Origin of the sequence: Pseudomonas sp. GXZC (assembly GCF_026967615.1) — a bacterium.
GTDB classification, from domain to species: Bacteria; Pseudomonadota; Gammaproteobacteria; order Pseudomonadales; family Pseudomonadaceae; genus Aquipseudomonas; species Aquipseudomonas azotoformans_A.
In genome coordinates this window covers 6361529-6382539 of record NZ_CP114115.1, presented here as the reverse complement: position 1 = coordinate 6382539, position 21011 = coordinate 6361529, and the positions used below count along the sequence as shown (strand labels likewise).

The window sequence follows — 21011 nt, the reverse complement described above, 5'->3', positions numbered from 1 at the left end:
GCACGTGGAGAGAACAACAATGTTGAGATCCCTGAAGTATTCCGCCCTGGCTTTGGGCTTGATGGGCGCGACACAGGCCATGGCAGGCCCGGACCTGACGGTCGTGTCCTTTGGCGGCGCGAACAAGGCGGCCCAGGTCAAGGCCTTCTACGCCCCGTGGGAAAGCGCGGGCAACGGCAAGATCATCGCTGGCGAGTACAACGGTGAAATGGCCAAGGTCAAAGCCATGGTCGACACCAAGAGCGTGTCCTGGGACCTGGTGGAAGTGGAGTCGCCGGAGCTGTCCCGTGGCTGTGATGAAGACATGTTCGAGCCCCTCGACCCGAAACTGTTCGGCAACAGCGCCGACTACGTGAAGGGCGCGATCCAGCCGTGCGGCGTGGGCTTCTTCGTATGGTCCACCGTGCTCGCCTATAACGCCGACAAGTTGGCCAGCGCGCCGACCAGCTGGGCGGATTTCTGGGACACCAAGAAATTCCCGGGCAAGCGCGGCCTGCGTAAAGGCGCCAAGTACACCCTGGAATTCGCACTGATGGCCGACGGCGTCGCGCCGAAGGACGTCTACAAAGTGCTGGCCGGCAAAGATGGCCAGGACCGCGCATTCAAGAAGCTCGACGAACTCAAACCGTCGATCCAGTGGTGGGAAGCGGGCGCACAGCCGCCGCAATACCTGGCTTCGGGTGACGTGGTGATGAGTTCGGCCTACAACGGCCGCATCGCCGCCGTGCAGAAAGAAAGCAACCTGAAAGTGGTGTGGAACGGCGGCATCTACGACTTCGACGCGTGGGCGATTCCTAAAGGACTGGCGAAAGACCGTGCTGAAGCAGCGAAGAAATTCATCGCCTTCTCGGTGCAGCCACAGCAACAGAAGACCTACTCGGAAAACATCGCCTACGGCCCTGCCAACACCCAAACCGTGCCATTGCTGGCCAAGGACATCCTCAAAGACATGCCGACCACCCCGGAAAACATCGCCAACCAGGTGCAGATCGACGTGAGCTTCTGGGCGGATAACGGTGAGCAGTTGGAGCAACGCTTTAACTCGTGGGCGGCCAAGTAACACCACCTGCTGTGTTTGATGGGCTTTTGTAGTGAGCGGGCTTGCCCCGCGCTGGGCTGCGAAGCAGCCCTAAAACCACACACCGCGCTCTTTCAGGCATAGCGCGGTGGGGTTAATGGGGCCGCTGCGCAGCCCAACGCGGGGCAAGCCCGCTCACCACAGGGTTTGTCGTACATCGCAGAAACTGTCGTCATTTTTAGTCTTACCGGAGTCAGCCATGGCCATCGCCGTTCCCTCGAACGAGGTCAACAGCCCCACCCTCAAGCAGCGCCTGGCGCGTGCCGAGCGGCTCAATCGCTGGAAGGCCCAGGCCTTGATTGCGCCGCTGGTGCTGTTTTTGCTGCTGGTGTTCCTGGTGCCGATTGTTGCGCTGCTGTTCAAAAGCGTCGGCAACCCGGAAGTGGTGGGCGGCTTGCCGCGTACTGTAGTGGCGGTGACGGCGTGGGATGGCCGCGGGTTGCCGGGCGAGCCGGTGTACCAGGCCCTCAGTGAGGACTTGGGCGAGGCCCGTCAAAATCAGACCTTGGGCGATCTGTCCAAGCGCTTGAACATGGAACTGGCCGGCTATCGCAGCCTGCTGACCAAAACCGCGCGGGCGCTGCCGTTCAGTGAAGCGCCTGTGTCCTATAAAGAAGCGTTGGAAAGCCTCGATGAACGTTGGGGCGACCCGGCGTACTGGCAGGCGATCCGGCGCAATACCAGCAGTCTTACCCCGTTCTATCTGCTGGCGGCCGTCGATCACCGCATCGATGACCTCGGTGAAGTGGCGCCGGCCACGCCGGACCAGGCGATCTACCTGGACATCTTCGCCCGGACCTTCTGGATGGGCCTGGTGATCACGGCGATTTGTCTGCTGTTGGCCTATCCGCTGGCGTACCTGCTGGCCAACCTGCCAGCCCGCAAAAGCAACCTGCTGATGATCCTGGTGTTGCTGCCGTTCTGGACCTCGATCCTGGTGCGAGTCGCCGCGTGGATCGTGCTGCTGCAATCCGGCGGCCTGATCAACAGCGCCTTGATGGGCATGGGCCTGATCGATAAGCCGCTGGAGCTGGTGTTCAACCGGACCGGCGTCTACATCTCCATGGTGCACATCTTGTTGCCGTTCATGATCCTGCCGATCTACAGCGTGATGAAGGGGATTTCACCCACCTACATGCGCGCGGCGATTTCACTGGGCTGTCACCCGTTTACCAGTTTCTGGCGCGTGTACTTCCCGCAGACCTACGCCGGAGTGGGCGCTGGCTGCCTGCTGGTGTTCATCCTGGCGATTGGTTACTACATCACCCCGGCGCTGCTGGGCAGCCCGAACGACCAGATGGTCAGCTACTTCGTGGCGTTCTACACCAATACCAGCATCAACTGGGGCATGGCCACGGCACTGGGCGGCCTGTTGCTGCTGGCCACCGTGTTGCTGTACCTGATCTATAACCGCCTGGTAGGCGCCAGCCGCCTGCGCCTGAGCTGAGGAGACCTTGCGATGCTGAGCCCTTATATGTCGCCCGTCGAACGGGTGTGGTTCTACAGCTTGCGGATTCTCTGCGGCTTGATCCTGTTGTTTTTGATTTTGCCGGTGCTGGTGATCATCCCGCTGTCGTTCAACAGCGGCAGTTTCCTGGTCTATCCGTTGCAGGGGTTCTCGCTGCATTGGTATCAGGACTTCTTCGCCTCCGCCGAGTGGATGCGGGCGCTGAAGAACAGCATCATCGTCGCCCCGGCGGCCACGGTGCTGGCGATGGTATTCGGCACCCTGGCAGCGATTGGCCTGACGCGCGGCAACTTCCCTGGCAAGGCGCTGGTCATGGCGCTGGTGATTTCACCGATGGTAGTGCCGGTTGTGATCATTGGCGTGGCCAGTTACTTGTTTTTTGCGCCGCTGGGGCTGGGCAATAGCTTTTTCTCGCTGATCGTGGTGCATGCGGTGCTGGGTGTGCCGTTTGTGATCATCACCGTGTCGGCCACATTGCAGGGGTTCAATCACAACCTGGTGCGGGCGGCGGCCAGCCTGGGTGCTTCGCCACTGACCGCATTCCGCCGGGTGACCTTGCCGTTGATCGCGCCGGGGGTGATTTCCGGGGCGTTGTTTGCGTTCGCAACGTCGTTCGATGAAGTGGTGGTGACGCTGTTCCTCGCCGGCCCCGAGCAAGCCACGCTGCCGCGCCAGATGTTCAGCGGTATCCGCGAAAACCTCAGCCCGACGATTGCGGCGGCGGCAACCCTGCTGATTGCGTTCTCGGTGTTGCTGTTGCTGACCCTGGAATGGCTGCGCGGCCGCAGCGAGAAACTGCGCACCGCCCAGGTGTAACGACCATTCGCCCGATGAATGGCTGACAACACGCCATAGGGAGCTACTCTTGTGCCAGCCCATCACTTAATAAGAGGCCGCGCACATGAGTACCTCCTCATTCAAGATCGCCCACAAACTGCTGACTGGCGCTGGCGCCATCGAACAGCTGGCCTTTGAACTCACGCGCCTGGATGTGGACAACCCGCTGATCGTCACCGACGCTGCGCTGGTCAAATCCGGCACCGTCGCGTTGGCACTCGAACATTTGGGCGAGCGCACCTACGAGATTTTTGACCGGGTGTTGCCCGATCCGGAAATCGCCATCGTCGAAGACTGCATGCGCGTCTACCGCGAGGGCGGGCACGACGGCCTGATCGGCGTGGGCGGCGGCAGCGCCATCGACATTGCCAAAAGTGTTGCCGCCTATGCCGGCTACCACGGCGCGCTGGCGGATTTGTTCGGCGTCGACCAGGTGCCACGCAAGGGCCCGCCGCTGATCGCTATCCCCACCACCGCCGGTACCGGTTCGGAAGTGACCAATGTGGCGATTCTCTCCGACAAGGCTGCGCAGCTGAAAAAAGGCATTGTCAGCGACTACCTGCTGCCGGACGTCGCGCTGATCAGCCCGCAAATGACCCTGACCTGTCCACGCAGTGTCACTGCCGCCAGCGGCGTGGACGCGCTGGTACATGCCATCGAATCCTACCTGTCGCTGAACGCCTCGCCGATCACCGACGCCTTGGCTATCGGCGCCATCAAGCTGATCGCCCAGGCATTGCCCAAGGCCTACGCCAACCCGGCCAACCTGCAGGCTCGCGACGACATGGCCACCGCCAGCCTGATGGCTGGCATGGCATTCGGCAATGCCGGGGTCGGCGCGGTGCACGCGTTGGCGTATCCGTTGGGTGGGCGTTTCAATATCGCCCATGGTGTGAGCAATGCGCTGTTGCTGCCCTATGTGATGCACTGGAACAAGCTGGCCTGCGTGGAGCGCATGCAGGAGATTGCCCAGGCCATGGGCGTGAATATCACTGGTTTGAGCATCAACGATGCCGCCGACCAGGCCGTTGAGGCGATGACGCGACTGTGCGCCGCCGTCGAGATCCCGGCAGGGCTGCGCAGTTTCGGGGTGCCTGAGGATGCGATCCCCGCCATGGCGGTGGAGGCTGCTGGCATTGAGCGGCTGATGCGCAACAATCCACGCAAGCTCAGCGCGACCGATATCGAGAAAATCTACCGGGCCGCTTACTAACCGTTGAGTTAGGTCACGGTGCGCGCGGCAAAGCATGAGGTATACAATGCGCGCCATCGTGATTTAGCTCAAAAAAGGTGCGTCATGCAGCCCTTCGTTATTGCTCCATCGATTCTCTCCGCCGACTTCGCCCGCCTGGGTGAGGAAGTGGACAAGGTATTGGCCGCCGGTGCCGACTTCGTGCACTTCGACGTCATGGACAACCACTACGTGCCCAACCTGACCATCGGCCCGATGGTCTGTGCTGCGCTGCGCAAGTACGGCATCACTGCGCCGATCGATGCACACTTGATGGTCAGCCCGGTGGATCGCATCATCGGCGACTTCGTCGAAGCCGGCGCCACCTACATCACCTTCCACCCGGAAGCCTCGCTGCACGTCGACCGCACTTTGCAGTTGATCCACGAAGGCGGTTGCAAGGCGGGCCTGGTGTTCAACCCGGCCACTCCGCTGAGTGTGCTTGAGTACGTGATGGACAAGGTCGACATGATCCTGTTGATGAGCGTCAACCCAGGCTTCGGCGGCCAGAAGTTCATCCCCGGCACGCTGAACAAGCTGCGTGAAGCCCGTGCGCTGATCGATGCGTCCGGCCGTGACATCCGCCTGGAAATCGACGGTGGGGTCAACGTCAACAATATCCGTGAAATCGCTGCCGCTGGCGCCGACACCTTTGTGGCTGGCTCGGCGATCTTCAATGCGCCGGACTACCAGGAAGTTATCGACAAGATGCGTGCCGAGCTGGCGCTGGCGCGTCCATGAGCGGCTTTGAGCAGCTGTTCCCCGGCAAATTGCCACGGCTGGTGATGTTCGATCTGGACGGCACTTTGATCGACTCGGTGCCCGACCTGGCGGCGGCGGTGGACGACATGCTGCTCAAGCTGGGGCGCAAGCCGGCCGGGATCGAGTCGGTGCGCGAATGGGTCGGCAACGGCGTGCAGATGCTGGTGCGCCGGGCCTTGGCCAACAACATTGATGCCGAAGGCGTGGATGAGGTGGAGGCCGAGCATGCCCTGGAACTGTTCAACGCCGCCTATGAAGACGGCCATGAACTGACCGTGGTTTACCCCGGTGTGCGCGACACGCTCAAGTGGCTGAGCAAGCAGGGCGTGGAAATGGCCCTGATCACCAACAAGCCGGAGCGTTTCGTCGCGCCGCTGTTGGACCAGATGAAAATCGGCCGGTATTTCCGCTGGATCATCGGGGGCGACACCCTGCCGCAGAAAAAACCCGACCCGGCGGCTCTGTTTTTCGTGATGAAAATGGCCAATATCCCGGCCTCGCAGTCGTTGTTTGTCGGCGATTCGCGCAGTGATGTGCTGGCGGCAAAGGCGGCGGGCGTGCAGTGCGTGGCCCTCAGTTACGGCTATAACCATGGTCGGCCAATCGCCGAAGAGTCGCCTTCATTGGTGATTGATGACCTGCGCCTGTTAATCCCCGGTTGCTTGGGAGCTGGCGCTGAGATAACGTTGCCCGATACCGATCCGTCCCCTTCTGGAAATTCCATCGTGGTGGTCACTCGCAAACTCTGGATGAAAGTCATCAAGGCCCTGGCCCGCTGGCGTTGGCGCGCCTGACTGATCCTGGCCGCACTCTGCGGCGCGTTTGCATACCTGACTGTTAGACCCTCAAGCCACGAGGCATATCATGACCCGCGAAGAATTCCTGCGTTTGGCCGCTGCCGGCTATAACCGCATCCCCCTGGCCTGCGAAACCCTGGCCGACTTCGACACGCCGCTATCGATCTACCTGAAACTGGCCGACGAGCCCAATTCCTACCTGCTCGAGTCCGTACAGGGCGGCGAGAAGTGGGGGCGTTACTCGATCATCGGCCTGCCGTGCCGTACGGTGCTGCGGGTACACGACCATCATGTGAGCATCACCCATGATGGCGTCGAGATCGAAAGCCACGACGTAGAAGATCCACTGGCGTTCGTCGAAGCGTTCAAGGCGCGTTACAACGTGCCGACCATTGCTGGCCTGCCGCGTTTCAACGGCGGCCTGGTGGGTTACTTCGGTTACGACTGCGTGCGTTATGTGGAAAAACGCTTGGGCAAATGCCCGAACCCGGATCCGCTGGGCGTGCCGGACATTCTGCTGATGGTTTCCGATGCCGTAGTGGTGTTCGACAACCTCGCCGGCAAGATGCACGCGATCGTACTGGCTGACCCGTCCCAGGCGGACGCGTTCGAGCAAGGCCGCGCCAGCCTCGAAGCCCTGTTGGAAAAACTGCGCCAGCCGATCACCCCGCGTCGCGGCCTGGACCTCAGCCGTCCACCGGCCGCCGACCCGGTGTTCCGTTCCAGCTTTACCCAGGATGACTACGAGCGCGCCGTCGACACCATCAAGGAGTACATCCTCGCCGGTGACTGCATGCAGGTGGTGCCGTCGCAGCGTATGTCCATCGACTTCAAGGCCGCGCCAATCGATCTGTACCGCGCCCTGCGTTGCTTCAACCCAACGCCGTATATGTACTTCTTCAACTTTGGTGACTTCCACGTGGTGGGCAGTTCGCCGGAAGTGCTGGTGCGTGTCGAAGACAACCTGATCACCGTGCGCCCGATTGCCGGCACCCGCCCACGCGGTGCGACCGAAGAGGCCGACCTGGCGCTCGAAGAAGACCTGTTGAGCGACGACAAGGAAATCGCCGAGCACCTGATGCTCATCGACCTGGGCCGCAACGATACCGGGCGTGTCTCGGAAATCGGTTCAGTGAAGCTCACCGAGAAAATGGTCATCGAGCGTTACTCGAATGTGATGCACATTGTGTCCAACGTCACCGGCGAGCTGAAAGCCGGCCTGACGGCGATGGACGCGCTGCGCGCGATTCTGCCGGCGGGCACCTTGTCGGGTGCGCCGAAGATCCGCGCGATGGAAATCATCGACGAACTGGAGCCGGTCAAGCGCGGTGTGTATGGCGGCGCCGTGGGTTATTTCGCCTGGAACGGCAACATGGACACGGCCATTGCGATCCGCACGGCCGTGATCAAGGACGGGGAGCTGCACGTGCAGGCCGGTGGCGGGATCGTCGCCGACTCGGTGCCAGCCCTCGAATGGGAAGAAACCCTGAACAAGCGCCGCGCGATGTTCCGCGCCGTTGCGCTGGCTGAACAGACCCCCAATTCCTGAGGTTTCCCCATGTTGCTGATGATTGATAACTACGATTCCTTTACCTACAACGTTGTGCAGTACCTGGGTGAGCTGGGTGCCGAAGTCAAGGTGGTGCGCAACGACGAAATGACCGTGGCCGAGATCGCTGCCCTGAACCCGGAGCGCATCGTGGTTTCGCCAGGCCCGTGCACGCCGACCGAGGCGGGCATCTCCCTGGAGGCGATCCAGTATTTCGCCGGTAAGTTGCCGATCCTGGGCGTGTGCCTGGGCCATCAGTCCATCGGCCAGGCCTTTGGCGGTGACGTGGTGCGTGCGCGCCAGGTGATGCACGGCAAGACCAGCCCGGTGTTCCATAAAGATGCAGGCGTGTTTCATGGCCTCAACCTGCCAGTGACGGTGACCCGCTACCACTCGCTGGTGGTCAAGCGCGAAACCCTGCCGGAATGCCTGGAGCTGACCGCCTGGACCCAACTTGAAGACGGCTCGGTCGATGAAATCATGGGCCTGCGCCACAAGACACTGAATGTCGAAGGGGTGCAATTCCACCCTGAATCGATCCTGACCGAGCAGGGCTACGAGCTGTTCGCCAACTTTCTCAAGCAGAGCGGCGGCACGCGCTAAGGACTTTCCATGGATATCAAGACTGCCCTGAGCCGTATCGTCGGCCACCTGGACCTGAGCACCGCTGAAATGAGCGATGTGATGCGCGAAATCATGACCGGTCAATGCACCGACGCGCAGATTGGCGCGTTCATGATGGCCATGCGCATGAAGAGCGAAAGCATCGACGAGATTGTCGGCGCCGTATCGGTGATGCGCGAGTTGGCGGACAAGGTCGAGCTCAAGACCCTCGACGGCGTGGTCGATGTGGTCGGCACTGGCGGTGACGGTGCGAACATCTTCAACGTGTCGACGGCTTCTTCGTTTGTGGTCGCGGCGGCGGGTTGCACCGTGGCCAAGCACGGTAACCGCGCCGTGTCCGGCAAGAGCGGCAGCGCCGACCTGCTGGAGGCGGCCGGGATCTACCTGAACCTGACGCCGGTACAAGTGGCGCGTTGCATCGACAGCGTCGGCATTGGCTTCATGTTTGCCCAATCCCATCATGGTGCGATGAAGCACGCCGCAGGCCCGCGCAAGGACCTCGGCCTGCGCACCCTGTTCAACATGCTCGGCCCGCTTACGAATCCGGCCGGTGTGAAACACCAGGTGGTGGGCGTATTCAGCCAGGCACTGTGCCGGCCATTGGCCGAAGTACTGCAACGCCTGGGCAGCAAGCATGTGCTGGTGGTGCATTCCAAGGACGGCCTGGACGAATTCAGCCTGGCGGCACCGACCTTTGTGGCGGAGCTGAAGAATGACCAGGTCACCGAGTATTGGGTCGAACCGGAAGATCTGGGCATGAAGAGCCAGAGCCTGCACGGCCTGGCGGTGGAAAGCCCGGCGGCCTCCCTGGAGTTGATTCGCGATGCCCTGGGGCGTCGCAAGACCGAGAACGGTCAAAAAGCTGCCGAGATGATAGTGTTGAATGCGGGTGCTGCGCTGTATGCGGCCGACCACGCCTATAGTCTTAAAGAAGGTGTCGCCTTGGCCCACGATGCGCTGCACACCGGTCTGGCTCGCGAGAAGCTCGAAGAGCTGGGAGCATTCACCGCGGTATTCAAGATGGAGAATGAAGGATGAGTGTGCCGACCGTTCTGGAAAAGATCCTGGCCCGCAAGGCCGAAGAAGTGGCTGAGCGTCGTGCCCGCGTGAGCCTGGCCGAGCTGGAAGCCCAGGCGAAGATCGCTGATGCGCCGCGTGGCTTTGCCAGTGCGTTGATCGCCCAGGCCAAGCTCAAGCAGCCGGCCGTCATTGCTGAAATCAAGAAAGCTTCGCCGAGCAAGGGCGTGATTCGTGAGGTCTTCATTCCTGAAGAGATCGCCAAGAGCTATGAGAAGGGCGGTGCGACCTGCCTGTCCGTACTGACTGATATCGACTATTTCCAGGGTTCCGACCTGTTCCTGCAGCAGGCCCGAGCCGCGTGCAAGTTGCCGGTGATCCGCAAGGATTTCATGGTCGACCCGTATCAGATCGTCGAAGCCCGTGCCTTGGGGGCCGACTGTGTGCTGTTGATCGTCTCCGCCCTGGATGACGTGAAGATGGCGGAACTGGCGGCCGTGGCCAAAAGCGTTGGCCTGGATGTGCTGGTCGAAGTGCACGACGGTGACGAACTGGAACGCGCCCTGAAAACCCTCGACACACCGCTGGTGGGGGTCAACAACCGTAACCTGCACACCTTCGAAGTCAGCCTGGAAAACACCCTCGACCTGCTGCCGCGCATCCCACGCGACCGTCTGGTGATTACCGAGAGTGGTATCGTCAACCGTGCCGATGTGGAGCTGATGGAGATCAGCGGTGTTTATTCGTTCCTGGTGGGCGAGACCTTCATGCGTGCCGAGAACCCGGGAGCTGAGTTGCAGCGCCTGTTCTTCCCGGAGCGTGGTGTGGCGGTCAGCGGTTCGACACTGGATTGATGATGACGCAGCCGGTGGCGATGACCGTCGAAGCAGGGCTTGCCGCCGAGCAAGACCTGCTGGCGGCTGTTTGCGCGGGTGAGCGGGAATATGGCTTGCTGTTCTGGCAACCCAGCGACCAAGCCTTGGTCATGCCACGTCGTTTGAGCCGCTTGCCGGCATTTGAGACCGCCAGCCAGGTTTCCGCGGATGCCGGTTGGCCGGTATTGTTGCGTGAAACCGGTGGAGAACCGGTGCCGCAGTCGAATGCGACGGTCAATATCGCCCTGGTCTATGCTCCGCCGCGCAGTGAAGGCGATCAGAACCGTATCGAAACCGGTTATTTGCGTTTATGCCAACCGATCTGCGATTTGCTGATCGAGTTGGGAGGCGATGCGTCCATCGGTGAAATCGACGGCGCGTTTTGCGACGGTCGCTACAACGTCAACCTTAACGGCCGCAAAATGGTCGGCACGGCCCAGCGCTGGCGACAAAGTGGTGGTCGCCCGGTGGGGTTGGTGCACGGTGCGCTGTTGCTGGAAAACGATCGCGAAGAGCTGATCGCGGCGGTCAACCGCTTCAATGAAGCCTGCGGCCTCGACCAGCGGGTGCGCGCCGACAGCCACATTGCCTTGCACGAAGCCTTCCCCGCGCCGGATGCGATCAGCCGGCTGGACACCCTGTACCGCAAAATGCTGGCCAGTTTCCTGCCGGTTTAGCGGGTGCCAAACACCACCATCGTCTTGCCTTTGACGTGTACCAGGTTGCGCTCTTCCAGGTCCTTGAGCACGCGACCGACCATCTCCCGTGAACAGCCGACAATGCGCCCGATTTCCTGACGCGTGACTTTGATCTGCATTCCGTCGGGATGCGTCATGGCGTCGGGCTGCTTGCACAAATCCAGCAGGCAACGGGCGACTCGTCCCGTTACATCAAAAAATGCCAGGTCGCCGACCTTGCGCGTGGTGTCGCGCAGACGCTGAGCAATCTGGCCGCTCAGGGCATAGAGAATGTCGGGATCGTGCTGGGAAAGCTCGCGGAACTTGGCGTAGCTGATCTCGGCCACTTCGCATTCGACCTTGGCGCGCACCCAGGCGCTGCGCTCCTGTTCCTTGCCAGCTTGTTCGAATAGCCCCAACTCCCCAAAGAAATCCCCGGTGTTCAGGTAGGCGATGATCATTTCACGGCCGTCTTCATCTTCGATCAGGATGGTGACCGAGCCTTTGATGATGAAGAACAGCGTTTCGGAGCGTTCACCCGCGCAGATGATGTTGTGCTTGGCCGGGTAGCGGCGTCGCTGGCAATGCATCAACAGTTTGTCGAGATTCTTGATCTTGGGTATGGGAGTAAGGGCAACCATGGTTGTATCCCGAAAAGACTGCGCTAAATAGTTTGAGTTGTTGTATTCATCGGGTATCGGCACTGATACGCGCTGTATAAAGGGTGGCATTACGCCATCGATTTGGCGTCAGCTTAACAGACACATTCTGACTCGATTAGCCAATTTTCCGTGCAAACCCTGCTATTGATCGCTTTTGTTGGAAGCGCTGACGCAGGCGGGCCCTGTGCTAAGCTGGCGACCCTTTTTTAGCAGTGGAGTCTGGGCGATGAAGGCACGCATCCAATGGGCGGGCGAAGCCATGTTCCTCGGTGAGTCGGGCAGTGGCCATGTGGTGGTCATGGATGGCCCGCCGGAAGCCGGTGGCCGTAACCTGGGCGTACGCCCGATGGAAATGCTCCTGCTGGGCGTAGGCGGTTGCAGTAATTTCGACGTGGTCAGCATCCTGAAAAAGTCCCGCCAAGCCGTGGAAAGCTGTGAGGCCTTCCTGGAAGCCGAGCGCGCCACTGAAGACCCCAAGGTATTCACCAAGATCCACATGCATTTCGTGGTGAAGGGCCGGGCGCTGAAAGAAGCCCAGGTCAAGCGTGCTATCGAGCTGTCAGCCGAGAAGTATTGCTCGGCGTCGATCATGCTCGGCGCGGCCGGTGTGGCCATCACCCATGATTACGAAATCATCGAGTTGGGTTGATCGCTCAATCGCAAAAAGAAAGGGCGCTGTGATAGCGCCCTTTTTTCGGCTCAGATTCGATGCATTCAAATTCTATAGGTACTTTTGGTCATGACTTTGGCCAAGAGACTCATACCGAACCGCACCGGCGCGGGGAAGCGGAAACCGCCCGCATCCAACGCGCTTTCGGCGTGGTGTTCTTCATCGATGCGCATCTGCTCAAGAATCGCCCGGGATTTTTCGTCTTCGGCCGGCAGTTGTTCCAGATGCTCATCCAGGTGTTTGCACACTTGATGTTCGGTGGCGGCGACAAAACCCAGGCTGACTTTGTCGCTGATCAGGCCGGCAGCGGCGCCAATCCCGAACGACAAACCATAAAACAGCGGGTTCAGCACGCTCGGGTGACTGCCCAGTTGGCGAATGCGTTGCTCGCACCAGGCCAGGTGGTCGATTTCTTCCTCGGCGGCATGTTCCATGGCGGCACGGACCTGCGGCAGCTTGGCGGTCAGGGCCTGTCCCTGGTACAGCGCCTGGGCGCAGACTTCGCCGGTATGGTTGATGCGCATCAGGCCGGCGACGTGGCGGGTCTCGGTCTCGCTCATCTGGGCGTCGGGCTGCACAATCGCGGGCGAAGGGCGATACGGCTGGCCGCTGAACGGCAGCAGCGTACGCATGGCCATGTCGGCTTGCAGCAACAGACGGTCAATCGGCGAGTAGTGACGTTGGGTAGTCATGCTGACCTCCGGGAAGAATCTCGGCGGCCAGTTTACCGCAAGAGAGGGGGAAGCGTTTGCGCTGCGTCAAGGGCATGGGGTCGCAGCCTGGGGCCGCGACCTTAGATGAAGGGCTGATCAGCCCGGCGGCCAGTTCATCTGGCGCTGACCCAGCACATGCATATGGATGTGATAGACGGTCTGCCCACCTTTCGGGTTGCAGTTCATCACTACCCGGAAACCTTCTTCACAGCCTTGTTCCACGGCCAGGCGCTGGGCGGTGAACAGAATATGACCGGCCAGGGCTTTATCTTCTTCGGTCAGGTCATTGAGGGTCGGGATGTGTTTCTTGGGAATGACCAGGAAATGCACAGGCGCCGCCGGGTGGATGTCCTTGAAGGCCAGGACTTGATCATCTTCGTAGATGATATCCGCGGGTATTTCTCTGTTGATGATCTTGGTGAACAGAGTATCCACAGCTGTTTCTCCATTATGAATGTGCAGGGTGAGTGTACTCAGCCAATCAACGTGGGCAATAGGCCTTGTTGATGGCGCCGGCGATCTTGCGGGTCAGCCAGCGTGGGCTGAAGCGCGGGCTGAAGGCGATCCAGCGGTTACGGCGGCCAGGGATGATGATGGCTTTGTTTTTATCCAGGGCGCGCACGGTGTAGAGCGCCACTTCTTCGGGGCTCATCAGCTGTTGGCTGCGGTCGAGCTTGGTGGTGTCCATCTGCGCGGTGCCGAAGAACGCGGTGCGAGTAGGGCCGGGGCAGAGCACTGAGACCTTGATGCCGCAGGTCTTCAATTCCTCACGCAAGCCTTCGGAAAAGTGCAATACATAGGCTTTGCTGGCGTAGTAAGTGCTCATCCACGGGCCGGGCTGGAACGCCGCGATGGACGCCACATTGAGAATCTGCCCGCCGCCGTGCAGCGCCATGGTGTTGCCAAGGGCGTGGCACATACGGGTCAAGGCGAGGATGTTGACCTCCATGAGGTCTTGTTCGGTCATCCAATCCTGGGCCAGGAATGGCCCGCTGGTGCCGATGCCGGCGCAGTTCACCAGCAGGTCGATCTGCCGCTCGCCTTCTTCAAGCTCCAGCAGGAACCCGGACAAACGCAACGGCTCGCCCAGGTCGCAGGCCCGGAACAGCACCTCGACGCCAAAGCGTTGGGTCAACTCGATTGCAATGCTTTCCAACTGATCACGCTGGCGGGCCACCAGAATCAAGCTGCGGCCGCGACGGGCCAGGGCTTCGGCCATGGCCAGGCCGATGCCGCTGGAGGCGCCGGTGATCAGAGCGTAACGGGTCATGCCTTTCTCCATCGCAACGCCACCGCGCCTGTGACAAAGGCATCACAGGCCGGGGGGCGTTTCTTCACTGTTCTGGAGAGTCTACAGGTTCGCCCGCTTCGTCAGCACTCTGCGCTTCGTCTTCTTCGACGGTGGTGGCTTGGTCAGCGTCTTCATCGGAGTTGATGGAGCTGCTTTCGTAGCTGCTGTCCATGTTGGCTTCGAGCTGGTTCAGGTAGCCGTTCATGCCCAGGGTTACCACGATGGCAAGCATGACCGGGATAAACGCCAGCCACAGCGTGGCCAGGACTTTTACCGCCGTGGAGTTGCGTGGTGGTGGCGCACCGTACTGGTTGGCGCCTGCATTGCCCGGCAATACCAGCAGCAGGATCGGGAAGACGCTGTTCACCAGCGGAACCAGGTTGAGGAAGTACAACCAGCCCGACCAGCCCAGGTCGTGCAGGCGCTGCACACCGATTTGCACACTGACCCAGACCAGCGCAACAAACAGCCCGAGGCCTAGCAGTACACCAAGAATGGTCCCCGCCGTTGGCGAAGCGGTGGCAACGGCAAAGCTGACGGTGCTGATGATGCCGCCGGCAACCAGCAGTGTGAGGGTCAACACCAGGGTCCAGGCGAGGTATCGCAGTCGACCGATGCGCCCGTGGATAGTGAACACCTTGAGGGTGGCGTATTCCGGCAGGTCATCACCCACGGCGGAACGTGGTGGTGCGTAAGGTGAAGCTGCAGGGCGCGAGAAGTTGCCAGAGTCAGTTTCGTGAGTTTCGTCCAGGCTGAAGGCCACGGGCTGTTCGGGTTCAATGCGCGCATCGACTCCGGCGTTTTTCAGTGCGGTGAGGTAGGTTTCCGCATCCGGGCGCGACAGGTCACGCTTGAGCGCGACCGGGCGACCGGTGAAGAGCTTCTCGATGGCTTCGACGTCACTCTTGAACAGCTCAGCCAGGTTCAGCTTGGCCGTGGTGCTTTCGACTCCCGGGAGCAAGGCTCCATCAAACACAATCTTGAAACGGTTGTCGCTCATGCGGGCTTCCTTGTCACTTGATTCGGGGAGGTGGTGCAGGCCGGCTCAAGTGGCAGGCCTTGCGGTTGGGTCAGCGCGGCCAGCGCAATTGAGCTGCGTGTTCGCGGGCCTTGCGGTATTCGGCATCCAGACGGGCAACCAGTTCATCGACGCTGGGCAAATCATCAATTTCACCGACACCTTGGCCGGCGGACCATACAGTCTTCCATGCCTTGGCTTCGTCGCTCAACGGCTTGAGCTTGGAACCGAAGTTGACCTCGCCTTTGCCTTGCAGGGCGGCGAGGTCGAAACCGGCGTTTTCCAGGCTCTGGCGCATGAAGCTGGCGGGCACGCCGGAGACAGCGGGAGTGTGCACGATGTCGGCCGCGCGCGATGTGAGCAGCATCTCTTTATAAGCATCCGGGGCGTGGCTTTCGGTGGTGCCGATAAAGCGTGTGCCGAAGTAGGCCAGGTCTGCACCGAGCAACTGGGCGGCGAGAATCTCGTGCCCGTGGTTGAGGCAGCCGGCCAGCAGCAGGGTCTTGTCGAAGAACTGGCGTATCTCGGCAATCAGTGAGAACGGGCTCCAGGTGCCGGCATGGCCGCCAGCGCCGGCCGCGACGGCGATCAGGCCATCTACGCCGGCTTCGGCAGCCTTCTCGGCATGACGTCGGGTGGTGACGTCATGGAACACCAGGCCGCCGTAGCTGTGTACGGCGTCTACCAACTCCTTCACGGCGCCCAGGCTGGTGATGACGATCGGCACTTTGTGCTCGACGCAGATCGCCAGGTCGGCCTCCAGCCGTGGGTTGCTGTGGTGCACGATCAGGTTGACGGCGTAGGGCGCGGGGTTATCCAGCTGTGCCAGGCCCGCTTCGATTTCCTCCAGCCAGGCCTTGAACCCACTGCTTTCACGTTGGTTAAGCGCCGGGAAACTCCCGACCACCCCATTGCGGCAGCACGCCAGGACCAGTTGCGGGTTGGAAATCAGGAACATCGGCGCCGCCACGACGGGCAGGCGCAGACGTTGTTCAAGCAGAGCGGGCAATGACATTGGAGGTACCCCGAGTAATTGAAATTAGAACGGTTTGACCACGACCAAAATTACGATAGCCAGCAATATCAGAACGGGCACTTCATTGAACCAGCGATAAAAGACATGGCTGCGGGTGTTTTCGCCACGGGCGAAGCGTTTTACCTGCGCGCCGCACATATGGTGGTAGCCGATGAGCAGTACGACGAGGGTCAGCTTGGCGTGGATCCAGCCGCCCGAATGAAAGAGGCTCGGGTTCAGGTAGATCAGCCAGCCGCCGAAGATCAGCGCGGCAACCATCGCCGGCCCCATGATGCCGCGGTAGAGCTTGCGCTCCATGACGCTGAAACGCTCCTTGCTGACGGTGTCCTCGCTTTGGGCGTGATAGACGAACAGGCGTGGCAGGTAGAACAGCCCGGCAAACCAGCAGACGATGCTGACGATATGGAAGGCTTTGACCCATAGATAAAGCATTTTTAGTTATTCCCAGGTTCACGGTAGCCGAGATAGTAGTGGCTCATGCGCCCGTACGTCACGTTGACGGTTGTCGCAGGACGATACGGCCCCTATTATCGACGGCTTTCCAGTGGGTTCGTTGAGGGCAGGTTTATGGTCAAGGTCGGTATCGTCGGCGGCACGGGTTACACCGGTGTCGAATTGCTGCGTCTGTTGGCACAGCATCCGCAAGCAGAGGTGGTGGTCATCACTTCCCGATCCGAGGCCGGGCTGGCCGTGGCCGATTTGTACCCGAACCTGCGAGGCCACTACGACGGCCTGGCGTTCAGCGTTCCGGACATCAAGACCCTGGGCGCCTGCGACGTGGTGTTCTTCGCCACCCCGCACGGCGTTGCCCACGCATTGGCCGGTGAACTGCTGGCGGCGGGCACCAAGGTGATCGATCTGTCGGCGGATTTCCGTCTGCAGGACGCCGATGAATGGGCCAAGTGGTACGGTCAGCCCCACGACGCGCCGGAGCTGTTGGAGGAGGCGGTGTATGGCCTGCCGGAAGTCAATCGTGAGCAGATCAAGCAAGCGCGCCTGATTGCGGTGCCGGGTTGCTATCCGACCGCGACTCAGCTGGGTTTCCTGCCGTTGCTGGAAGCTGGGTTGGCGGATGCTTCGCGCTTGATCGCAGATTGCAAGTCGGGCGTCAGTGGCGCCGGTCGTGGTGCCGCAGTCGGATCGCTGTACTCCGAGACGTCGGAAAGCATGAAGGCCTATGCAGTAAAAGGGCATCGTCATTTGCCGGAAATCCGCCAGGGGCTGCGTCGCGCGGCGGGCAAGGACGTGGGCCTGACCTTCGTGCCGCACCTGACGCCGATGATCCGCGGTATTCACTCGACGTTGTACGCAACCGTGGTTGACCGCTCGGTCGACCTGCAAGCGCTCTTTGAAAAGCGTTACGCCAATGAGCCGTTCGTTGACGTGATGCCGGCCGGCAGTCATCCGGAAACTCGTAGCGTGCGCGGTGCCAATGTGTGCCGGATTGCGGTGCACCGTCCACAGGATGGCGACTTGGTGGTCGTGCTGTCGGTGATCGATAACCTGGTCAAGGGCGCGTCGGGCCAGGCGGTGCAGAACATGAACATCCTGTTTGGCCTGGATGAGAAGCTGGGCTTGTCCCACGCGGGCATGCTGCCTTAAGACTTTCAGGTGGTTGCGCAAAAGGCCCGTTGATCGGGCCTTTTGTGTTTTTAATGGCGGCAGCGCAGATTGATATACCGTAACAATAGTTGACCGCTTTTCTAGGAGAAGCGGATAATGCCGCCATTACGCATATGGCGGCGGTACGCCGGGAGATTATCAGCATGAGCGTTGAATCCTTCACCCCCACGGCTTTGCAATTCACCCACGGTGCTGCGCACAAGGTGAAGAGCCTGGTCGATGAAGAGGGTAATGATCGCTTGAAGCTGCGCGTATTCGTTACGGGCGGCGGTTGTTCAGGGTTTCAGTACGGTTTTACCTTCGATGAAGATGTGGCCGATGATGACACCATCGTTGAGCGCGAGGGCGTGAGCCTGGTCGTGGATCCGATGAGCTTCCAATACCTGGCAGGTGCCGAGGTGGATTACCAGGAAGGTCTGGAAGGTTCGCGTTTCGTGATCAAGAACCCTAATGCCACCACGACCTGTGGTTGCGGGTCTTCGTTCTCGATCTAATCTGTAGCGCATACAAAAACGCCGCTTGGCTGTGATAGGCCAAGCGGCGTTTTGCTGTCCGGGTATTTTAGGCGGGGTAGATCGCGCCCAGTATCCGAAGCCCGCGTGCGCCGGTGACGCTCGGGCGGTTGGCGGCAATGCCTTCAAGGCAGCAGTGGGCCAGCCAGGCGAAGGCCATGGCTTCGACCCAGTCGGGGTCCACGCCGTAGGTGGCGGTGCTGCTGACGTGGGTTGACGGTAGTAGAGCGGCCAGGCGATTCATCAGCGTGGCGTTGTGAGCGCCGCCACCACATACCAGCAATGTTTCTGTCTGGGATTGGGCCGACTGTAGGGACTCAACGATCGTCAGGGCGGTCAGCTCAAGCAGAGTTGCCTGCACATTCTGAGACTCAAATGCAGGCAACTGGCCAAGGTGTTGGCGCAGCCATTCCAAGTTGAACACTTCGCGGCCAGTACTCTTTGGGCCTTTGGTCACGAAAAAGGGGTCACTGAGCAGGGCGTTGAGCAACTCGGGTTCGACTTTGCCGCTGGCCGCCCACTGACCATCGCCATCAAAGTGTTCGCCGCGTTGTTGGTGAATCCACGCATCCAATAGGACGTTGCCCGGGCCGCAGTCGAAGCCGGCGACAGGCTTGCCGGTCTCGATCAGGCTGAGGTTACTGAAACCTCCCACATTCAATACGGCACGGTTACCAGTGTGCTCACCAAACAACGCTTCGTGGAAGGCGGGCACCAGCGGGGCGCCCTGGCCGCCGGCGGCCACATCGCGGCTGCGGAAATCGCTGACCACGGTGATATCCGTCAGCTCGGTGAGCAAAGCCGGATTACCGATTTGTACGGTAAAGCCTCGGGCGGGTTCATGGCGGATGGTCTGGCCATGGCTGCCTATCGCACGAATATCCTGGGGCTTGAGGTTTTGTTGATCGAGTAGAGCGTGAATACCTTGTGCGGCCAAGGTCACCCATTTCTGTTGGGCAATGGCGGAGCGGGCAATTTCATCCGGCCCGCTGGCGCACAGAGCGAGCAGCTCGGCGCGCAGGGTATCTGGCATTGGGATGTAGTGCGTGGCGATCAACTTGATCGCCGAGTCTTGCTCGATCAAGGCAATGTCCAGGCCATCAAGGCTGGTCCCGGACATCACGCCTATATAGAGCGGCATGCCTTAACGCTTCGCCGAAGCCAGCAGGGTGGAGCGCTCTTGATCCATGCGCGCCATCAACGGCTGGCTTTGTTGCATGAAGCGGGCGCGCTCTGCCTTGGCGATCGGGTCGGCCATCGGCAACTTCTGGCCCAGTGGGTCGACGTGGACGCCATTGACCTGGAACTCATAGTGCAAGTGTGGCCCAGTGGACAGGCCGGTAGTGCCGATATAGCCGATCACTTGGCCTTGCTTCACGGTACCGCCGGTTTGCACGCCCTTGGCGAAACCTTGCATGTGGCCGTACAGCGTACGGTAGGTGTTGCCATGCTGGATGATCACGGTATTGCCGTAACCGCCGCGACGACCTGCCAACAGTACCTTGCCGTCGCCGGCAGCCTTGATTGGCGTGCCACGCGGGGCCGCATAGTCCACACCTTTGTGGGCGCGGATTTTGTTCAGAATTGGATGCTTGCGACCCATGGAGAAACGCGAGCTAATACGAGCGAAGTCCACTGGGGTGCGGATAAAGGCTTTGCGCATGCTATTGCCATCGGCGGTGTAGTAGCTGCTGTTGCCTTGTTTGTTGGTGTAGCGCACGGCGGTGTAGGTCTTGCCGCGGTTGGTAAAGCGGGCGGAGAGGATATTGCCAGTGCCGACGACCTTGCCGTTGGCGACTTTCTGCTCGTAGATCACATCGAATTCGTCGCCTTGACGGATGTCCTGGGCGAAGTCGATGTCGTAGCCGAACACGCTGGCCATGTCCATGGTCATGCTGTGTGACAGACCGGCGCGGGCTGCGGATTGCGATAGCGAGCTGTTGATAACGCCGTGTACGTAGGCGGAGCGCATCACGGGTTTGGTGGTGATGCGGTTGAAGGCAAAGCCCTTGGCACCTTTGGTCAGGGTGATGCTTTCTAGATCGCTGACATTGCTATGCAGGTTGTGCAGCTGACCATCAGGTGTCAGTTCGAATTCAAGTTTCTGGCCGTGTTTGAGCTGGGTAAATTGCTTGGCCTGCTTGTCGCTGGCCAGTACTTCATTGACGGTGGCAGCAGGGAGGCCGACTTTCTCAAACAGGGTCGACAATGTGTCGCCCTTGGCCACGATCACTTCGCGGTGTTGTGGGTTCTTGGCGGCATCGGCGGCCGGCGCAGACGGCTCTTGGGCGGCTTGCTGGGTATCTTCCGGGCTGCTTTCTATCTGGGCGAACGGCGATTCGGTCGGTGCATTTGTGGCTTGTTGCGCGTCGGAAGCGTCTTGATCTTGTGTCAGTTGTTCAACTGGACTTTCCAGGTCAAGGCTCAGGGATGTTCGTTTGGCTTCTACGTCACTGGAAGGGAATACCAGGAGTGCCAGGCTGAGAAGGGCGGCGATACCACTTGCAGCGAGCAGGTGGGTCTTCGGGTAAAGCGGCGGCGCTTTAGACGGTTCAGTGGTCATAGGTAATT

23 protein-coding genes are annotated in these 21011 nt (G+C 60.5%); 14 read left to right on the top strand and 9 right to left on the bottom strand.

What is annotated here, in order from left to right; translation table 11 throughout:
* Positions 1 to 19: 19 nt before the first annotated feature.
* The 11 genes from OZ428_RS30235 (at position 20) to OZ428_RS30185 (ending at position 10915) form a co-directional block, all read left to right on the top strand.
* Positions 20 to 1060 carry an ABC transporter substrate-binding protein gene (locus OZ428_RS30235; protein WP_269132159.1) on the top strand — a complete coding sequence of 347 codons (1041 nt, stop codon included), beginning with the start codon at positions 20 to 22 and terminating at the stop codon, positions 1058 to 1060.
* A 217-nt stretch (positions 1061 to 1277) separates the two neighbouring features.
* Complete coding sequence (locus tag OZ428_RS30230; RefSeq protein ID WP_269132158.1) at positions 1278 to 2525, top strand: ABC transporter permease; 1248 nt, start codon at positions 1278 to 1280, stop codon at positions 2523 to 2525.
* A gap of 12 nt (positions 2526 to 2537) precedes the next feature.
* Positions 2538 to 3362: an ABC transporter permease gene (locus OZ428_RS30225; protein WP_017739612.1), complete on the top strand. Its 825-nt coding sequence runs from the start codon at positions 2538 to 2540 to the stop codon at positions 3360 to 3362.
* 85 nt (positions 3363 to 3447) lie between these two features.
* The gene (locus tag OZ428_RS30220) at positions 3448 to 4596 is read left to right on the top strand and encodes an iron-containing alcohol dehydrogenase (protein WP_269132157.1); all 1149 of its coding nucleotides are present in this window, start codon (positions 3448 to 3450) and stop codon (positions 4594 to 4596) included.
* A gap of 84 nt (positions 4597 to 4680) precedes the next feature.
* A complete protein-coding gene (gene rpe, locus OZ428_RS30215) occupies positions 4681 to 5355 on the top strand; it encodes a ribulose-phosphate 3-epimerase (RefSeq protein WP_010206952.1) in 675 nt (224 codons plus the stop codon).
* Positions 5352 to 6170: a phosphoglycolate phosphatase gene (locus tag OZ428_RS30210; protein WP_269132156.1), complete on the top strand. Its 819-nt coding sequence runs from the start codon at positions 5352 to 5354 to the stop codon at positions 6168 to 6170. The genes rpe and OZ428_RS30210 overlap by 4 nt, the downstream gene beginning before the upstream one ends.
* Positions 6171 to 6240: 70 nt before the next feature.
* On the top strand, positions 6241 to 7722 hold the full coding sequence (gene trpE / locus OZ428_RS30205; protein ID WP_025857058.1) for an anthranilate synthase component I: 1482 nt from the start codon (positions 6241 to 6243) through the stop codon (positions 7720 to 7722).
* A 9-nt stretch (positions 7723 to 7731) separates the two neighbouring features.
* A complete protein-coding gene (locus OZ428_RS30200) occupies positions 7732 to 8325 on the top strand; it encodes an aminodeoxychorismate/anthranilate synthase component II (RefSeq protein ID WP_236318464.1) in 594 nt (197 codons plus the stop codon).
* Between the two features lie 9 nt (positions 8326 to 8334).
* Positions 8335 to 9384: an anthranilate phosphoribosyltransferase gene (gene trpD / locus OZ428_RS30195; RefSeq protein WP_010206948.1), complete on the top strand. Its 1050-nt coding sequence runs from the start codon at positions 8335 to 8337 to the stop codon at positions 9382 to 9384.
* A complete protein-coding gene (gene trpC / locus OZ428_RS30190; RefSeq protein WP_269132155.1) occupies positions 9381 to 10217 on the top strand; it encodes an indole-3-glycerol phosphate synthase TrpC in 837 nt (278 codons plus the stop codon). The genes trpD and trpC overlap by 4 nt, the downstream gene beginning before the upstream one ends.
* A gap of 2 nt (positions 10218 to 10219) precedes the next feature.
* Positions 10220 to 10915: a lipoate--protein ligase family protein gene (locus OZ428_RS30185; RefSeq protein WP_269132154.1), complete on the top strand. Its 696-nt coding sequence runs from the start codon at positions 10220 to 10222 to the stop codon at positions 10913 to 10915.
* Here the strand turns inward: OZ428_RS30185 and crp are convergent.
* Positions 10912 to 11556 carry a cAMP-activated global transcriptional regulator CRP gene (crp, locus tag OZ428_RS30180; RefSeq protein WP_033898139.1) on the bottom strand — a complete coding sequence of 215 codons (645 nt, stop codon included), beginning with the start codon at positions 11554 to 11556 and terminating at the stop codon, positions 10912 to 10914. The genes OZ428_RS30185 and crp overlap by 4 nt on opposite strands.
* A gap of 247 nt (positions 11557 to 11803) precedes the next feature.
* Here crp and OZ428_RS30175 point away from each other — a divergent pair, with 247 nt between their 5' ends.
* Positions 11804 to 12226 carry an OsmC family protein gene (locus OZ428_RS30175; protein WP_005792019.1) on the top strand — a complete coding sequence of 141 codons (423 nt, stop codon included), beginning with the start codon at positions 11804 to 11806 and terminating at the stop codon, positions 12224 to 12226.
* Positions 12227 to 12291: 65 nt separating this feature from the next.
* Here the strand turns inward: OZ428_RS30175 and coq7 are convergent, their stop codons facing one another.
* The 6 genes from coq7 to hemJ form a co-directional block, all read right to left on the bottom strand.
* The gene (gene coq7, locus OZ428_RS30170) at positions 12292 to 12939 is read right to left on the bottom strand and encodes a 2-polyprenyl-3-methyl-6-methoxy-1,4-benzoquinone monooxygenase (protein WP_015886151.1); all 648 of its coding nucleotides are present in this window, start codon (positions 12937 to 12939) and stop codon (positions 12292 to 12294) included.
* 117 nt (positions 12940 to 13056) lie between these two features.
* Positions 13057 to 13395, bottom strand: a complete 339-nt coding sequence (locus OZ428_RS30165; protein ID WP_010206940.1) for a histidine triad nucleotide-binding protein — start codon at positions 13393 to 13395, stop codon at positions 13057 to 13059.
* Positions 13396 to 13441: 46 nt separating this feature from the next.
* Complete coding sequence (locus tag OZ428_RS30160; RefSeq protein WP_269132153.1) at positions 13442 to 14230, bottom strand: SDR family NAD(P)-dependent oxidoreductase; 789 nt, start codon at positions 14228 to 14230, stop codon at positions 13442 to 13444.
* Between the two features lie 64 nt (positions 14231 to 14294).
* The gene (locus OZ428_RS30155; protein WP_269132152.1) at positions 14295 to 15251 is read right to left on the bottom strand and encodes a DUF805 domain-containing protein; all 957 of its coding nucleotides are present in this window, start codon (positions 15249 to 15251) and stop codon (positions 14295 to 14297) included.
* Between the two features lie 70 nt (positions 15252 to 15321).
* Complete coding sequence (locus OZ428_RS30150; protein ID WP_133075349.1) at positions 15322 to 16284, bottom strand: NAD(P)H-dependent flavin oxidoreductase; 963 nt, start codon at positions 16282 to 16284, stop codon at positions 15322 to 15324.
* A gap of 24 nt (positions 16285 to 16308) precedes the next feature.
* Entirely contained in the window at positions 16309 to 16737 is a 429-nt protein-coding gene (gene hemJ, locus OZ428_RS30145) for a protoporphyrinogen oxidase HemJ (RefSeq protein ID WP_269132151.1), read from the bottom strand.
* Between the two features lie 135 nt (positions 16738 to 16872).
* On the opposite strand from hemJ, the gene argC reads away from it, so the two are divergent.
* Together argC and erpA are read left to right on the top strand one after the other, a co-directional pair.
* Positions 16873 to 17907, top strand: coding sequence for an N-acetyl-gamma-glutamyl-phosphate reductase (gene argC, locus OZ428_RS30140; protein ID WP_269132150.1), 1035 nt, complete (start codon positions 16873 to 16875; stop codon positions 17905 to 17907).
* A gap of 164 nt (positions 17908 to 18071) precedes the next feature.
* Positions 18072 to 18422 (top strand): iron-sulfur cluster insertion protein ErpA, encoded by a 351-nt coding sequence (gene erpA, locus OZ428_RS30135; protein WP_003176443.1) that lies wholly within the window; start codon positions 18072 to 18074, stop codon positions 18420 to 18422.
* Between the two features lie 67 nt (positions 18423 to 18489).
* Here erpA and OZ428_RS30130 read toward each other — a convergent pair whose 3' ends face one another.
* Positions 18490 to 19581: an anhydro-N-acetylmuramic acid kinase gene (locus OZ428_RS30130; RefSeq protein ID WP_269132149.1), complete on the bottom strand. Its 1092-nt coding sequence runs from the start codon at positions 19579 to 19581 to the stop codon at positions 18490 to 18492.
* 3 nt (positions 19582 to 19584) lie between these two features.
* Positions 19585 to 21003: a peptidoglycan DD-metalloendopeptidase family protein gene (locus OZ428_RS30125; RefSeq protein ID WP_133075346.1), complete on the bottom strand. Its 1419-nt coding sequence runs from the start codon at positions 21001 to 21003 to the stop codon at positions 19585 to 19587.
* Between the last annotated feature and the right edge of the window lie 8 nt (positions 21004 to 21011).

Coding starts and splice junctions, on each gene's coding strand:
- coq7 (WP_015886151.1), bottom strand. CDS start 12,939: ATGACTACCCAACGTCACTACTCGCCGATTGACCGTCTGTTGCTGCAA.
- trpE (WP_025857058.1), top strand. CDS start 6,241: ATGACCCGCGAAGAATTCCTGCGTTTGGCCGCTGCCGGCTATAACCGC.
- OZ428_RS30235 (WP_269132159.1), top strand. CDS start 20: ATGTTGAGATCCCTGAAGTATTCCGCCCTGGCTTTGGGCTTGATGGGC.
- OZ428_RS30230 (WP_269132158.1), top strand. CDS start 1,278: ATGGCCATCGCCGTTCCCTCGAACGAGGTCAACAGCCCCACCCTCAAG.
- OZ428_RS30220 (WP_269132157.1), top strand. CDS start 3,448: ATGAGTACCTCCTCATTCAAGATCGCCCACAAACTGCTGACTGGCGCT.
- OZ428_RS30160 (WP_269132153.1), bottom strand. CDS start 14,230: ATGACCCGTTACGCTCTGATCACCGGCGCCTCCAGCGGCATCGGCCTG.
- OZ428_RS30130 (WP_269132149.1), bottom strand. CDS start 19,581: ATGCCGCTCTATATAGGCGTGATGTCCGGGACCAGCCTTGATGGCCTG.
- OZ428_RS30185 (WP_269132154.1), top strand. CDS start 10,220: ATGACGCAGCCGGTGGCGATGACCGTCGAAGCAGGGCTTGCCGCCGAG.
- trpD (WP_010206948.1), top strand. CDS start 8,335: ATGGATATCAAGACTGCCCTGAGCCGTATCGTCGGCCACCTGGACCTG.
- OZ428_RS30175 (WP_005792019.1), top strand. CDS start 11,804: ATGAAGGCACGCATCCAATGGGCGGGCGAAGCCATGTTCCTCGGTGAG.
- OZ428_RS30155 (WP_269132152.1), bottom strand. CDS start 15,251: ATGAGCGACAACCGTTTCAAGATTGTGTTTGATGGAGCCTTGCTCCCG.
- OZ428_RS30150 (WP_133075349.1), bottom strand. CDS start 16,284: ATGTCATTGCCCGCTCTGCTTGAACAACGTCTGCGCCTGCCCGTCGTG.
- argC (WP_269132150.1), top strand. CDS start 16,873: ATGGTCAAGGTCGGTATCGTCGGCGGCACGGGTTACACCGGTGTCGAA.
- OZ428_RS30210 (WP_269132156.1), top strand. CDS start 5,352: ATGAGCGGCTTTGAGCAGCTGTTCCCCGGCAAATTGCCACGGCTGGTG.
- OZ428_RS30200 (WP_236318464.1), top strand. CDS start 7,732: ATGTTGCTGATGATTGATAACTACGATTCCTTTACCTACAACGTTGTG.
- crp (WP_033898139.1), bottom strand. CDS start 11,556: ATGGTTGCCCTTACTCCCATACCCAAGATCAAGAATCTCGACAAACTG.
- rpe (WP_010206952.1), top strand. CDS start 4,681: ATGCAGCCCTTCGTTATTGCTCCATCGATTCTCTCCGCCGACTTCGCC.
- trpC (WP_269132155.1), top strand. CDS start 9,381: ATGAGTGTGCCGACCGTTCTGGAAAAGATCCTGGCCCGCAAGGCCGAA.
- hemJ (WP_269132151.1), bottom strand. CDS start 16,737: ATGCTTTATCTATGGGTCAAAGCCTTCCATATCGTCAGCATCGTCTGC.
- erpA (WP_003176443.1), top strand. CDS start 18,072: ATGAGCGTTGAATCCTTCACCCCCACGGCTTTGCAATTCACCCACGGT.
- OZ428_RS30225 (WP_017739612.1), top strand. CDS start 2,538: ATGCTGAGCCCTTATATGTCGCCCGTCGAACGGGTGTGGTTCTACAGC.
- OZ428_RS30125 (WP_133075346.1), bottom strand. CDS start 21,003: ATGACCACTGAACCGTCTAAAGCGCCGCCGCTTTACCCGAAGACCCAC.